General features: G+C 67.8%; 9 protein-coding genes. 3 read left to right on the top strand and 6 right to left on the bottom strand.

From position 1 onward, the window contains the following. Window positions 1-8: 8 nt before the first annotated feature. Window positions 9-1259, bottom strand: a complete 1251-nt coding sequence (locus tag C7H84_RS27510; protein WP_121861729.1) for a phosphatidylserine decarboxylase family protein — start codon at window positions 1257-1259, stop codon at window positions 9-11. A gap of 124 nt (window positions 1260-1383) precedes the next feature. On the opposite strand from C7H84_RS27510, the gene C7H84_RS27505 reads away from it, so the two are divergent. Continuing rightward, entirely contained in the window at window positions 1384-1635 is a 252-nt protein-coding gene (locus C7H84_RS27505; RefSeq protein WP_121861728.1) for a hypothetical protein, read from the top strand. A 218-nt stretch (window positions 1636-1853) separates the two neighbouring features. On the opposite strand, the gene C7H84_RS27500 is transcribed toward C7H84_RS27505, so the two are convergent. Further along, entirely contained in the window at window positions 1854-2975 is a 1122-nt protein-coding gene (locus C7H84_RS27500; RefSeq protein WP_121861727.1) for a sensor histidine kinase, read from the bottom strand. A gap of 292 nt (window positions 2976-3267) precedes the next feature. On the opposite strand from C7H84_RS27500, the gene C7H84_RS27495 reads away from it, so the two are divergent. Beyond that, on the top strand, window positions 3268-4266 hold the full coding sequence (locus C7H84_RS27495; protein WP_121861726.1) for a LacI family DNA-binding transcriptional regulator: 999 nt from the start codon (window positions 3268-3270) through the stop codon (window positions 4264-4266). Between the two features lie 607 nt (window positions 4267-4873). Continuing rightward, window positions 4874-7300, top strand: coding sequence for a glycoside hydrolase family 3 C-terminal domain-containing protein (locus tag C7H84_RS27490; protein ID WP_121861725.1), 2427 nt, complete (start codon window positions 4874-4876; stop codon window positions 7298-7300). A 289-nt stretch (window positions 7301-7589) separates the two neighbouring features. Here the strand turns inward: C7H84_RS27490 and C7H84_RS27485 are convergent, their stop codons facing one another. The 4 genes from C7H84_RS27485 to treZ all read right to left on the bottom strand — a co-directional run bounded on the left by C7H84_RS27485 (window position 7590) and on the right by treZ (window position 15201). Beyond that, window positions 7590-7892 carry an H-NS histone family protein gene (locus C7H84_RS27485; protein WP_121861724.1) on the bottom strand — a complete coding sequence of 101 codons (303 nt, stop codon included), beginning with the start codon at window positions 7890-7892 and terminating at the stop codon, window positions 7590-7592. Between the two features lie 375 nt (window positions 7893-8267). Continuing rightward, entirely contained in the window at window positions 8268-11048 is a 2781-nt protein-coding gene (gene treY / locus C7H84_RS27480) for a malto-oligosyltrehalose synthase (protein ID WP_121861723.1), read from the bottom strand. Then, the gene (malQ, locus tag C7H84_RS27475) at window positions 11045-13327 is read right to left on the bottom strand and encodes a 4-alpha-glucanotransferase (protein ID WP_121861722.1); all 2283 of its coding nucleotides are present in this window, start codon (window positions 13325-13327) and stop codon (window positions 11045-11047) included. The genes treY and malQ overlap by 4 nt, the downstream gene beginning before the upstream one ends. Further along, window positions 13324-15201 carry a malto-oligosyltrehalose trehalohydrolase gene (gene treZ, locus C7H84_RS27470; protein ID WP_121861721.1) on the bottom strand — a complete coding sequence of 626 codons (1878 nt, stop codon included), beginning with the start codon at window positions 15199-15201 and terminating at the stop codon, window positions 13324-13326. The genes malQ and treZ overlap by 4 nt, the downstream gene beginning before the upstream one ends. Between the last annotated feature and the right edge of the window lie 6 nt (window positions 15202-15207).

Genomic DNA, 15207 nt, shown 5'->3' with positions numbered 1-15207 from the left:
CGCGCGGTTCAGCGCGCGATGGCCACTGACGCGTTGACCTGCACGACCGGCGTCTCGCCGTCGAACGGGGGCGCACACAGGAAGCGGTCGATCACGCCGGGTTCGAACAGCAGGCAATAGGTCGAGCCACCGTACTGGAAATAGCCGATCTCGTCACCCTTGTCGACGCGCTGCCCCGGCACGACCTCGATCACGCACGACGACACGTCGCCCATCCCGACGAATACGGCCGCCACCGTGCCGATGCCGGGATCGTCGCTGTCGATCGCGACCACCGCGCGCGCGGCCACGGCCGTCATGTAGCCCTGCGAGTCGTTGAGCCCGGCCGGGTCGGGGCCTTCCGCTTCGGCGACCGAATAGTAGGTGCCGTCGACCCGGTACGCGTGCGTGACGGTACCGCGCACCGGCGCATGCCAGCGGTGATAGTTGTATGCGCTCAGGTACGCCTGGTACAGGTCGCCGCCGACGAAGCGCTCGGCGAGCGGCAGCCGCGCGGGCGTGAAGATGTCGCGCAGCGAATACGGCTGGCCCTTGATCCAGAATTTGTCGCGGATCTTCAGGTTCGTTTCGGTGTGATACGGCGCGGCTTCGCATGCGCTGACGATCACGTGTGAATCGTCCGGCGCCGCGACGGGCCGCGCGCCCGCGCGAAAGCGCCGCGTGAAGAAGTCGTTCCACGAAGCGAAGCCCCCGTGCGGTTCGTCCTCGCGATACTCGAACTGCGGCAGCCCGAGGCGTTGGTGCGCTTCGTCGCAGAACCAGCCGTCGGGTGGCGACGTGTCGAGATGCGTGCGCGAGTGCGGACCGCCGAGGAAGTCGCACCATACGTTCAGCACCTGCTTCAGATGCGCGTTGACCGCCGCGTCGCGAAACACCGCGTGGCCCGACGGCATGCACATCGGCCAGTCGAGGAATGCGTTCAACGGACACACGACCAGGCTCGCTTCGCTGAATGGAGGCGTGTACGTCATCAGGTGGTCGATCACGGTCATCAGTTCGCCGATCGACGCGTAGCCGAGCTTGCGGCCGGAGTCGAGCGCTTCGTCGATCGCGCGGGTGAGGCTCATGCGCAGCACGGCGTTGTCGTCGAACAGCCGCGCGAGTTCCTGCACGGCGGGCGTGCGCAATCGTTCGCCGGCATGCGCGCGCGCATCCTTGGCGATTCTCTCGCGGTAGTCGGCCATGTGCGATTCCTCGCGGGCCATCCATTCGCCGATGCGATGGCGCGTGGCGGGCGGCGGGCTGCGGTCTGCCGGCATGGTCGGCTCCGGAACGGGTTGGGATCAAACGGATATAGCAAGGCGCTTGCCCGAACCGTGGCATCCGAATTGCTGCGCTTGCACGACCGGTTTCCTTCAACTTTCAATGATCGGGAGAGCACATATGAACGCAGCTTCGAATGCGCAACAGGGCAAGGACACCGCATCGACCGACGAGCGCCGCAGCGGCGGCCAGCGGACCGTCGCGCCGACCCGCACGCGGGCCCGTGTGCGTGCGGCGACATCGCATGACGGCACGCGGAAGGCGGAGCGTGGCGGCCGGAACGGGCCGATTACGACCAGCAAGGTCGAACAGGAGGGTAAGCCGCTTTGGGAGGACGACAGCGGGGAGGTGCCGCCGGAGGAATGGTCATGATCGTGGGGCAGCCCGGGCATTGGGGCGCGTCGCCACCATCGCGCATGCGTGCGCTCGGCGCCGCCGCCGTCTGCCGCGATACACGGTGCCGCGGCAGTCCCGGCGAGCCGCCTGACGGGGCCCACCCATGCTGCGCGGTGAGCGATCCCGCTCCGAGGCGGCGCGGCGCCCGCTCGAGAAAACTCGCTTCACGTGCGTTCGCGTGCCGTCACGTACCTTCACGTACCTCTTGGCAGCTGCACCGTGAATACCGTTTCCGCCGAATTGGATCGTGCGTCGATACGACCGTGATGTGCGTTGGCGATTTCGCTGGCGATGTGCAGGCCGAGCCCCAGTCCGGCATCCTCGCCCGTTCGCTCGCGCTGGTCGGCGCCGCGCTGCAGCGGATCGAAGATGCGGTCGAGCGTGAGCCGATCCAGCGCCGGCCCGTTGTTGGTTACCTCGATGAGCACGTGGGTTTCCGCCGCCTTCGCGGCCACCCGGATCGGCGTATCGGGCGTCCCGTACTTGAGCGCGTTGCTCACGAGGTTACTCAGCAGTTGCTGCATGCGCGGCTCGTCCCAGTTGCCGTGGAGGTCGCCGCTGACGTCGACGTTGATCTCCCGATCGGGATGGGCCCCCTGCAATTCGTCCACCACGTTGGCGATGACGTTCGCGAGATCGATGTGGCGAGGAACGACGTTGATGCCTAGCCCGAGCTGGGTCCGATTGAAGTCGCAGAGATCGTCGAGGAGCGCCTGCATGCGACCGCCGCTTCTGATCAGCCTGGCGGCGGCCTCCGACACCTTCTCCCCTGCATTGAGCGCCGCAAGATAGGTCGCGGTCAGCTGAATGGTCTGCAGCGGCGTACGCATGTCGTGACCGAGCATGCCCAGCAACAGGTTGCGAGCCTGCTCGACCTGCTCCGTGAAGTAAGCCACGGATTCCGCGAGCGCCTGATCGATCGCCTCGTTGAAGCGGATCATGTCCTGCAGATAAGGCGGGTTCGGCCGGCACGCGTCGATCCACAAGCTCAGCACACTGGCACGCAGCGCTCGATACTCGGCCGCCAGCTGGTTGATGTTGAAGCCGCGGCGGGCGCGCAGGACGGCGTGCGTCTGCGCGGCGGTCTCGGGCGCGTTCGCCGGTTCGATCGCGCGTCCGAGCGATTTGTCTCGTTGCTCTTCCTTGGTTTGCGGGCTCGATATGTCCTTGGCCACGGCCTCCAGGATCTGGCGCGCGTGATCGCGCAGCGCCAGCGAACCCATGCTCCTCGCAGCCGGCAGCAGCGTGGCGGCAAACGCTTCCCATTGCACCAGGATCGGCTCCATGTTGCGAACGATGAAATCGGCTAGACGCATGTCGCCCCTCATGACGAAATGAACGGTGAGTGCTTTTGTGTCGCGCACGGCAACGACGAATACCGGCAGGGCGATTACGTCAGACGTTTGGCTCAATCCGGCCCCACGCTCGCCAGTTACGACGCTATCAGAAACATTGGCGACTCGTCACAAAACCTTGGTTCCATTGCTTCCATATTTCGGCTGTCATCGAAATATGGAAGCCATCCAGACCGTTCACGGCACGGGCCAATTTCCGGGAGTGACCCGCGATCTGCGACAATTGCCGGATTCCTGAATCCGCTCCCCTGTTATGAAGAACGCGACTCCGACGATCCGCGATGTGGCGATGGCAGCAGAGGTCTCGGTCGCGACAGTTTCGAAATACGTCAACGGAACCAAGCGCTTCTCGCCGGAAGTGGAATCCCGCCTGAAGGCGACGATCGAAAGGCTGGGCTACCAGACGAGCCCGCTCGCACGCTCGATGATCACCGGGCGCACGCGCACCATCGGGCTCGCGGTCCTGGACATCAGCAATCCGCACTTCGCCAGTGTCGTGAAGGGTGCCAATCGGGTGGCGCTGGCGCACGACTACACGTTGCTGCTCGTCGATACCGAAGAAGACCCGGCCCGCGAGCGGTCATTGATCGAGGCCCTCGCGCAACGCGTGGACGGATTGATCATCAGTTCGCGGCTGGCCGAGGACGAGGCAGGGTGGATGCTCGATTTGAAGAAGCCGGTCGTGATGTTGCGACACCTGCACGAGCTGCCGATCCCGACGGTCGGCATCGACAATCGTCTCGCCACCTATATGCTCGCTCGGCATTTGCTCGATCTCGGGCACCGGAAGATCGCCTACCTCGGATTCAGTCACGCATCGATCGATGTCGAGCGTATTCGCGGCGCGACCGAATGCCTGGCCGAAGCCGGACTCACGCTCGACGTGTACGACGCGCATGCGCCGACGTCCGTGGCGGGCGAGCAGGCGTGCTCCAGGATCCTGCTGGGACCGCGGCGTCCGCAGGCCGTGATCTGCTACAACGACCTGATCGCGCTGGGATTCATGAAAGGCGCGAAGACTCTCGGATTTCGGTTGCCCACGGACCTTGCGATCACGGGCATCGACAACGCTCCCTACGGCGAATATTCCGAGCCTGCATTGACCACCGTCGACACGCAGAGCGAACGAATGGGCGAGCTTGCGACCCGGAAGGTGTTCGAGGCGCTGTCCGGCCAGCATGATGCCGCGCATCTGATGCTCGAACCGCGTCTCGTCGTGCGAGAATCGACGTCCCGCCGCACCGGATCCTGACACCGGCGTTTCAGCGCGAGGCGCGACGGCTGGTTCGGAGGGGCGGAGGCGTTATGCCGTTACGCCGTTACGCCGTTCGAACGGTATTCGGCGGGCCGTGCGTCTTCCGTCTCCGCTTCCCGGTGATTCCTCTGACGAAATAACGGGTAACTGACATCCCGGCGGATAAACGATTACCCGTTTCGCGCCATGACGGCCTCTTTGCCAGTCCACGCGCTGGATCAGGTAGCGTTAATACCGACTAGTCAAACAAACCCACCGGACCTACTCTTGGATAAACGTTTTCCCAACTACCTGGCGCGTTTCTGATCGGGTCCGGCGCGTGCCGGCAGGTTGGTGACGCGCACGGTTGCCGGCGCGCAGGCGCAGTGGCTTCGCTGTCGCGTGAGTGCGGCGCGTCGGCGCGCGTGCTGCACGGCGGCGAGCTTCGGTGCCGAATCCTTGCATGGGTGGCGTCACGCGATCTGGGGTGGTGTCGGCCGGGAGCCGGCCCGTCCAACGGCAGCTCGTCGGCACGGGCAAGCGTTTTTCACAATGAATAAGTACTACAGAACATCAATCAAGGCGAAGCCGGAACATCGCCTACCGGGACACAGGAGGAGCGGACATGGGAAATTCGATCAGGAAGTCAGGGATCTGTGTCGCAGCGGGACTCACCGTGCTGCTGAGCGGATGCGGCGGCAGCGACGCCAACTCGACGGCATCGTCGCCAACCTCGTCCGGCAGTGCGTCGCCGTGGATGGACACGTCGTTGAAGCCCGAGCGGCGCGCGGCGTTGCTCGTCGCGGCAATGGCACTCCCCGACAAGGAAGAGCAACTCGTCGGCGCCCCCGGCGTGGTCGCCGAGCTTCCGCAGTGCTTCGGCGCGCGTCACATTCCCGGGCTGCCGAAATACCATATCCCCACGCTTCGCATCACGAACGGCCCGGTCGGCATCGGCCAGAACGACTGCGTTCCCGCCGGATCGGCGTCGAGCGGCGCGGCGGCGTTGACGAGTGCTGCGTCGGCGAAAGCCACCGCGCTGCCGTCCGCGATCGCGGTGGCAGCATCGTTCGATCACGCGGTGGCGACGCAATTCGGCGACGTGATCGGCAAGGAAGGCGCGAACCTCGCGCTGCATGTGTTCGAAGCGCCGGGCATGAACCTGGCCCGGCTGCCGGTCGGCGGCCGGAATTTCGAATACATGGGCGAGGACCCGTATCTGACCGGCACGATGGGCGTCGCTGAAATCCAGGCCGTGCAGTCGCACGGGATGATCGCGATGGCGAAGCATCTCGTCGCGAACGAGCAGGAAACGAACCGGATGACCATCTCGGAAAACGTCGACGACCGCACGCTGCACGAGCTGTACATGCTGCCGTTCGAGATGGCCGTGAAGGATGGGCAAGTCGGCGCCGTCATGTGCTCGTACAACTCCGTCAACGGCTTCTCGATGTGCGAGAACCGGCACGTCCTGACCGACGTGCTGCGCGGGCAATGGGGTTTCGGCGGCTACGTGCAGTCGGACTTCTTCGCCGCGCACAGCACCGCCGGGACGATGCTCGCGGGGCTCGACAACGAAATGCCGGGCGTGATCATCCCGGGTGTCGCGACGTGGTGGACCGCCGACAAGCTGAACGCCGCGCTTGCGGCCGGCGCGCTCAAGACGTCGGATATCGACACGGCGATCCCGCGCCGCTATACGCAGATGTTCAAGGCCGGCATCTTCGACCGCCCGCTGGTTCAAACCCCGATCGATACGGTGGCTGACGGCGCCGCGGCGAAAGCGATCGGCGAGCAATCCGCGGTGCTGCTGCAGAATGACGGCACGCTGCCGTTGAGCAAGGCCGTGCAGAACGTCGTGATCGTCGGGAAGGCATCGCAGGTGTTCGCGCAGCAAGCAGTGGCCGGCGGCAGCAGTGTCGGCAACCCGATGGGGTCCGGCGGCGGGAGTTCGGATGTAGTCGCGCTCTACACCGTTTCGCCGCTGCAAGGGATGCGGGACGTGCTCGCGAATCTCGGCAATACGACGGCAAAGGTTCATCTCGTGCTCGTCGACGACGCGAACGCGAACGCGACGATCGACGGCAGTGCAGCGACGTTTGCAGCGGCCCAGTCGTTGATCGGCAGCGCCGATGCGGTCGTGGTGATGGCCGGATCGATTTCGGAAGAGGGCGCCGATCAGACGACGTTCGTCGATGCAACCGGCCTGAGTCTCGACGCCGGCAAGTATCTCAACACGCTCGACTGGTACGGACCGAAGGCCAGCGCGCTGACGACGACCAGCACCGTCAGGAGCAGCAATACGCTCGCGATGATCCAGAGCGTGGTGGCCGCGAACCCGAAGACCGTGCTGGTGCTCAAGGACAACGCGGTCGAGGCGCTCGACGCGACGCTGCTCAAAGGCGGTGCGTCCGCGCCGGCCGCGATACTCGAAGCGTGGTTTCCGGGGCAGGAGGACGGGCATATCGTCGCCGACCTGCTGTTCGGCGTGACGAATCCGTCCGGGAAATTGCCGGTGACGTTCCCGCAGGTCGGCCAGGGCTTCATGGATTCGATCAGTGCCGCGCAGTATCCGGGCGTCTCCGTCAACGGTGTACCGACCGTCACCTACACCGAAGGGCTCAACATGGGCTATCGCTGGTACGACGCGATGAGCAAGAGCCCTGCGTTCGAATTCGGGTTCGGGCTGTCGTACACGACCTTCACGATTCAGAACGCCGCGGTTTCGTCGGGAAGCAACGGCACGTACAACGTCACTGCCACGGTCGCCAATACAGGCAAGGTTGCAGGGGCGGAAGTCGTGCAGGTGTACGTCGCGTTGCCGTCGTCGTCGGGTGAGCCGCCGAAGCGGCTGGTCGGGTTCCAGAAGGTGTTCCTGAATCCGGGTGCGTCGCAGGCCGTCACGGTCAACGTGAATCCGAACGCGAACAACCATCCGTTGAGCACCTGGGACAAGGACCTGCAGCAATGGTCGCCCGCCACCGGCGCGACGACGGTCTATGTCGGCAACTCGTCGAGAAGTCTCGCGTCGGCAGGCACCATCACACAGTAAGGCATTCGAATGCCGTGGAGCGGTCGCGCCGGCTTACCGGGCGCGGTGAAGGGCGATGACCGCTATTCGTCTGTGCACCAGGCCAAACTGTTGCCGGTCACCCCTTCACGGTCGCGAGGCGCGGCGAGTGCATTCTTGCTGACGCTGTCGAAATAAACCGGATCGTCGCGATCCGGCGCAAGGTGGCAGAGGATCGACGATTCGAGGTGCCGTCGATCCTGCTTTTCGGGCGTCGAGCGCGCTGCGGAGAGTGGGCGCTCCGCAGCCGTTCAAGTCACGCGCGCCGGGCTCAGTCCTGAATCAGGAATCGATTGCGATTCTTGGCGTCCTTGATCCATGCGGGCGCACGGCCGCGGCCCGACCAGGTCGCGCCCGTCTTCGGGTCGCGATACTTGGCTTCTGTCGGCGCCTTCGCTTGTTGCTTGGCCGGCCGGCCCCGGCGAGTGCCGAAAATATCCTTTTCCGTAATGCCGTATTCCGCAATCTTGGCGCGGATGTCGTCCACGACGGCTTGGAATTCGGCAATGCGCGCTGCTTCGGCTTTCTCGGCCAGTGCATCCATTTGTGCTTTCAATTCCTTGTAGGTCGCCATGTTTTCAGCCTTGAGGTTGGACTCGCACATGATAGCTCTTTCGACCCGACGCGTGTAGAAAGCTGAAAGACTTGAAAGCACATTCAGGTCGCCGGGCAAAACGGATGGATATCGTCGTCTAATTGCGTTCGCGGGTGAGCGATGCCGCCATTTCGCGCGGGCGGGGCGATCGCATGCGTCACGCTTTCCGGAAAATCAGCGCATGCCGGGACGATCGCCGTGCATTTTAAAGAAGTCGCGCTTCAATAAAGAAGAATGGGGCTACCGTCGCTGTGTCGTTGGCGAGATTGAAAAAAGACACGAAATCTTTTAAAACCATCATGCTGTGATCGGTGGCTCGAGCAAAAGTCGCGGCGCTGATCCGAATGGAGTCGATTACGATTGCGGCCGGCTCGGATCGACTGCCGCCAGCACCGCAACCGGCAATGCAGCCAGACATCGATCGAGCCTCAGCGTGCCGTCGGCCGCATCGACTTCGCTTCCGCCGTTCAGCCCGTCACGCCACCGCGCGCCGGCGCCGCGCGGCAGCACGACGGCGGTATCACCCCATTCGTCAGGCGCGACGCACGGCAATCCCGGCGCTTCGCCGAGCAGCCGGCACGCGAGCCGCGTCACGATGACCACGACCGTCGCCGCTTCATCGTGCCGCGCGAACGCCACCGCATGCCGCCCGAGCTTGCCGCGCACGCGCAGCGGGACATACGGGCCATCCGCGAACGTCGTCGGCCAGCGCGCCCGCAGCGCGAGCATCCGCTCGACGAGCGCGCGCTTCACACGCGCATCGGCCCAGTCCCGCAAATACGCGGCGACCGGCTCGTCGACCCGCTCGCTTGCGAGCGTCGCGAACGGCACGTCGCGCCGGTTGTCCGGATCGACGAGCGAGTGATCCCATAGCTCGGTACCTTGATACAGGTCGGGCACGCCCGGCGACGCCATCCGCAGCGCGGCCTGCGCGAGACCGTTGACGACGCCGGCCGGCGCGATCCGCGCGACGAACGCGTGCAGTCGATGCACGAAATCGCCGGCACCATGCGGCGTCAGGATCGCGCGGACGAACTGCTCGCACGCGCGCTCGTAGTCCGCGTCGGGCGCGAGCCAGTCCGTCTGCTGTTTCGCCTCGCGCAGCGCCTTGGTCTGCCAGCGCATCACGCGTTCCGCGAGCGCCGCGAGTCCGGCCGCATCGTCCGGCGCAAGCGCCGGCGGCCAGCAGCCGACGAGCGTCTGGTACAGCATCGCTTCCGCGGCCGGCCCGGGCGTCCACGCGAGATCGCGATGCGCGCCGCCGCGATGCGGCTGGTTCAGCGCCGACCAGTCGAGCGACACCGCGCGCCACAAGTCCGGCACTTCGCTGAGCACCGCGAGCCGCGCGCGGGCATCCTCGCCGCGCTTGTGATCGTGCGTCGCGGTCGCGACGAGCGTATGCGGGACGGTGCGCGCGCGGCGCCGGTTGCGCGCATGGAACGCGCCGCGCGACAGGCTGAAATCGCCCGCGTCGGCGCCCACCTCGTTGCGCGAGAGCAGCCGTCCGTAGCGATAGTTGGCCGTATCCTCGACGCCCTTCGCGGCGAGCGGTGCGCTCAGCTGCGCGAATGCGACGCGCGCCGCCAGCAGCGCGGCGGCATCGGCGCGCGGCACGCGCGTGCCGAGCCCGGGCAGCCCGAGCCAGCCCGCGACGCGATCGAGCGCGTAGCGTTCGGACGGATCGATCGCGGCGCACGCGGCGTCGTACGCATGCTGGAGCACGCGACGATCGGCGCCACCCGGCTCGTCGCCGTGTGCGGGATACATTCGATACACCGGCAAATGCACGGCGAGTTCGCCCAGCACGCGGTGGATCGCAATCCGGCTGATGTCGCGCGTCGCGGGCGCCGCGCGTGCGATGCGGTGCAGCGCCCGTGCGACGCGCTCGTGCTCGCCGGCAAGTTGCCGCTTCAGTACACGCCGCTTGCCGGCCACCGCTTCCTGCGCGAACGAGCGCGCCGATCCCGACACGGCGGCCCAGTGGGCGGCGAGCGGTTCGGCGCCGGCCGGATCGTGCAGCAGCGCGGCCACGTCGTTCATGAAGTCGTAGCCGGTCGTGCCGTCGACGCGCCAGTCCTCGCGCAGCGTCTCGCCCGGCGCGAGGATCTTCTCGACGACGATATACGGCCGCTCGTCGCGCTGCGCCGCGAGCCGCGCATGCAGGCGCCGGCAGTACGCACGCGGATCGGCGAGGCCGTCGACGTGATCGACGCGCAAGCCGTCGACGTAGCCGGCCGCATGCAGCGACAGCGGCAGCGCATGTACTGCGTCGAACACCGCATCGTCCTCGACCCGCACGGCCGCGAGCGTCGCGATGTCGAAGAAGCGGCGCCAGTTCAGTTCGTCGGCGGCCGTGCGCCACCACGCGAGCCGGTAGTGCTGGCGTTCGAGCAGGTGGTGCAGGCAGGCGCGCGAGCGCGCGCGGCGCGGATCGGCACCACGCAATACCGCGTCGAACGCATGCGGGCCCTGCGCGGCGGCATAGTCACGCAGCGCCGCGTGCGCGGCCGCGATGCGCGTGCTGCCGCGCACCGGCGCGGCGGCGAAACGCTCGGCGAGCGCGTTCAGGTCGGCCCGGTTCGCGGTGCGCAGGATCTCCGCATAGGTCGCGACGGCGACCGGCAGCCGCCTGCCCGGGCACGCGATGAAGAAGCGCCCGGTCGACGGATCGGCTTCGAGCATGATGTCGCCGGCCGCAAGTGCGTCGCCGTACGGCGCGCCGAGGCACGGCAGCAGCACCTTGCCGTCGAGCGCCGGGTCGGGCGGATGCCAGTCGATGTCGAAGTAGCGGGCGTACGGGCTGGCCTGCCCCCATTCGAGCACGTCGTTCCACCAGCCGTTCGACATGCCGCCGACGCCCATGTGGTTCGGCACGATGTCGACGATCACGCCGAGGCCGCGTGCCTGCAGCGCATCGGCGAGGCGCCGGAAGCCGGCTTCGCCGCCGAGTTCGGCGCTGATCGCGCGATGATCGACGGTGTCGTAGCCGTGCAGCGAACCGGGCTCGGCCGTCGTGATCGGCGACAGGTACAAATGGCTCACGCCGAGCCGTGCGTAATAGTCGGCGTGGGCCGCGGCGTCGTCGAACGTGAAGCCCGCGTGCAGTTGCAGGCGCAGCGTGGCGCGCGGCGTCATGCATCATCCTCCGGCTGGCGGCGCGCGGCTTCGATCGCCGCGATGCGGGTGCGCACGTCGGCGTCGAACAGCGCGTCGACCGCGCGCGGCAGCCTGCGCAGCCAGTTCGGGTGGCCGCACGGCGGGCCGGGCAGGTTCGGTTGCGCGTCCAGCGCGAGCAGATCCTCGAGCGGCACGATCGCGAGCGGCGACGGGCTGCGCGCGACGTAAGCGAGGACGGCGTCGACGGGCGGCGCATCGGCCGCGGGCATCGGTTCGCTATTCGCCGCGCAGCCTGCGTGTTGCAACGCGCGCCATAGCGCCGCACGATCGGTTTCGCGTTCGGCATCGGCGGAAGTCGATGGAGCGGGCGATGCGCTGGTCGATGCAGATGCGGCGTCGGCGAGATCGGGATCGGGCGGCGACGGGTCGGATATGTCACCCGCGTCACCTGTGTCACGTGGGGCGCCGGCATCGTCGCGCAGGCACGGCCGGTTGCGTTCGTCGCAGTCCGTGCCGTGTGCGGCCGCGGCCAACCCGACGTCGCCACAGGTATTGCGCGCGCGGCCGTGGTCGACGTCTTCGCGTCGTCGCCACTCGAGATCGACGCCGCGCCACCAGCCGGACACGGTCGGCAGATCGTGCGTCGACGTCATCGCGATCGTGTCGCGATCCCACGCCGACGGCTGCCGAAACGCGCCGTCCGCGTCACGCTCGAACCACAGCACGCGCATCCCCGCGATGCCTTGCGCGCCGAGCCGCTCGCGAAACCCGGCCGGTACCGTGCCGAGATCCTCGCCGATCGCGACCGCGCGATGCCGGGCCGCTTCGAGCGCAACGAGCCGCACGAGATCGTCGATCGGATAGCGCAGGTACGCGCCGTCGCGCGGCGACCGGCCTTCCGGCACGATCCACATTCGCGCGAAACCGAGCACGTGATCGATGCGAATCCCGCCCGCCTGCGCGAAGGACGCGCGCAGCAGGTCGACGAACGGCGTGAAGCCGTTCGCGCGCAGCGCGGCGGGTGTCCAGGTCGTCACGCCCCACGCCTGGCCTTCCGCATTGAACAGGTCGGGCGGCGCACCGACCGACACGCCGCGCAACAGCGTCGTGCCATGCGCCCATGCATCGCTGCCCGCGCGATCGGAGCCGACCGCGAGATCGGCGATCAGGCCGATCGCCATCCCCGCATCGCGGGCCGCCTGTTGTGCGCACCCGAGGGCATCGGCCGCGCACCATTGCAGGAACGTGTGGAACGCGATCGTATCGGCGTGCGCTTGCGCGAACGCATCGACCTCCGCGGAAGCCGGCATGCGCCACTGCGCGGGCCATTGCCGCCAGTCGGCCCCGATGCCATGCTCGATGCAGAACGCCTGCAGCGCGTCGAAACGCGCATGGGCATCGAGCGCCGAACCGCCTGCCGCGCGGAATTGCTCGAACGCATCGCGCGACGGCTCGCCGTTCTCACGCCATGCGTCGAAGCACGCACGCAGGCGTCGCAGTTTCAGCGGCAGGACGTGCGGCCAGTCGATCAGCGGCGTATCGGGCGCGGCTTCGCTGCCCGCCGTCGCGCCGGTCATTCGCCGCACGATATCGGCGCCCGGCACCGAATCGCTGTCGAGATACGCGACGTTGTGCCAGCGTCGCGACGACGGCGAATACGGGCTGTCGTGCTCGGGCAGTGCCGGATAGCCGGCATGCGTCGGGCTGATCGCCACCGCGTGCGCGCCGTGCCGCGCCGCTTGCGAGGCGAGGCCGGCGAGTGCGGTGTAATCGCCCGCGCCGTCGTCGCCTGCGCGGCGCAGCCCGTAGAGCTGGGCCGCGATACCCCAGCGGCGCGCCGTTTCCCGGGCGCCGTCGCCGGCATCGAACGGCCGTGCGCGCGGCGGTGCAATCGCGAGCCCGACGCGTTGCTCGCCGATGTCGAGCGCGTGATAGCCGGGCTCGGTGAGCGGCGGCACCGTGCCGTATTCGCCCGCGCCGGCCACGCGCCCGTCCACGTGGTCGCCCGATTCGAGCGCAATCCGGAAGCGCGCACCGGGCGGCGCGACGCTGCGCGGCAGCGTCAACGGTACGCCGGCGTCGCCGGTGACGACCCGTGGCGTCGCGCCGTTCGCATCGACGAGCGCGGCCAGGCTGTCGACCCGCTCGATCGGCGTGCCGCACGGCCAGCCGAGCGCATCGACGAGCGCGACGAGCGCGTCGTCGCTGACGCGCTGCGCGACGCCGCCGGAGTCGATCCAGTCGGGCTCGAGCCCGGCGGCGCGCGCGAGTTCGGCAATCGGTACGTCAGTCGTCATGGGCGTGTGTGTCCGTTCGTGCGATGACTCAGCGCATCGTGGTTGACCGCGCCGTCGCGCCACGCAATGCAGGCGCGCGCCGGCAGCCGTTGATCGGCGAGCCGGTCGCGCGCGCGCGGCGGCGTCTCGAAGACGATCTTGCCGACCGGCAACGCGGGCAGCACCGCATCGTGCGACGCGGGATTGAACGCGATCGTCAGCGTGCTGCCGTCGCCGAGCCGCCAGCGTGCGGCGAGCGCCACCGCGGCGCCGTTGCCGCTGCCGCTACCGGCCAGCAGGTCGACGCCGAGTGCGCGGGTGCCGGGCAAGTGCGGCGTCACCAGCGCCGCGCGCACGGTCAGCGCGCTGCGATAGAAGCGCCGCCACGCATCGGCGTCCGGCCATGCGTCCGCACTCGCGTGGCCCGGCGACGAGCGCATGAACGTATGGACATCGTTCGGATCGGGAATCGCGTCGCGATGGGCGGGATCGGCGAACGCGGGAAACGCGGCGAACTCGCGGCGGCGGCCTTCGCGCACCGCGTCGGCGAGCTCGCCGCGATAGTCGGTGAAGAACTGGAACGGCTGCGTGCTGCCGTCTTCCTCGCCCATGAACAGCAGCGGCACCTGCGGCGCGAGCAGCATCAGCGCGGTGGCCGCGCGCACCGCGTCGTCGTTCGCGAGCGCGCGCAGCCGTTCGCCGAACGCGCGGTTGCCGATCTGGTCGTGGTTCTGCAGGAACGTGACGAACGCGGTCGGCGGCAGGTGCGCGCTCGATTCGCCGCGCGGCGCGCCGTCGTGCAGCGGCGACGGTTCGCCCTGATACGCGAAACCTTCGCCGAGCGTGCGCGCGAGATGGCGCAACGGTGCATCGGCGTACGCGCGATAGTAGCCTTCGCGCTCGCCGGTCAGCAGCACGTGCGCGCTGTTGTGGAAATCGTCGTTCCACTGCGCGTCGAACCCATCGGGGCCGAGCAGGCTCGCCGTATTGCGCTCGTTCTCGAGCACCAGATGCACGTGCCGCGCATCGCCTGCATACGCGCGCACGCGCCGCGCCAGTTCGCGCAGCCACGCATCGTCGTCGATCGCATGCGCGGCGTCGATGCGCAGGCCGTCGAAGCGGAATTCGTCGAGCCAGTACAGCGCGTTGTCGCTGAAGAACAGGCTCGTTTGCTTGCGCGAGAAGTCGATCGCGGGCCCCCATGCGGTCTTCCGGTCCGTGCGGAAAAATTCCGGCGCATAGCGCGGCAGCAGGTTGCCGTCGGGGCCGAAGTGGTTGTACACGACGTCGAGAAACACCTGCAGACCGAGCCCGTGCGCGGCGTCGACGAGCGACTTCAGCTCCTCGGGCCGCCCGTACGACGAATCGGGCGCGAACGGCAGCACGCCGTCGTAGCCCCAGTTCCGTGCGCCGGGGAACGCGTTCACCGGCATCAGTTCGACCGCCGTCACGCCGAGCGCGGCAATCTCGGCGAGGCGCCGTTCGACGGCCGCGTAGCCGCCGCACGCGCCGACGTGCAGCTCGTACAGCACCGTCTCGTGCCATGGCCGGCCGCGCCACGCGTCGTTGCGCCAGCGGTATGCGGCGGGATCGATAACCTGGCTCGGCCCGTGCACGTCATACGGCTGGAAGCGCGAGGCCGGGTCGGGTACGGCAAGCTCGTCGTCGAGCAGGAAGCGATACAGTGCGCCGGCGCTGCACGGTGCGATCACTTCGAACCAGCCGTCGCCGGTGGCCTGCATGCCGACGCGCTGCTCGCCGTGCAGTTCGACCGCGGCCGCGCGGATCGCAGGCGCCCACAAGCGGAAGCGCGTGTGCTCGCCGTCGAGGCAGGTCGCGCCGAACGACGACGCGAACGCGTGGATGCCGAACGGATGGGCGGATCGTGACGTCATGGCGGT

It is taken from the genome of Burkholderia sp. Nafp2/4-1b (genome assembly GCF_003635165.1).
Classification (GTDB): Bacteria; Pseudomonadota; Gammaproteobacteria; order Burkholderiales; family Burkholderiaceae; genus Burkholderia.
This window is presented reverse-complemented; position numbering and strand designations above follow the sequence as displayed.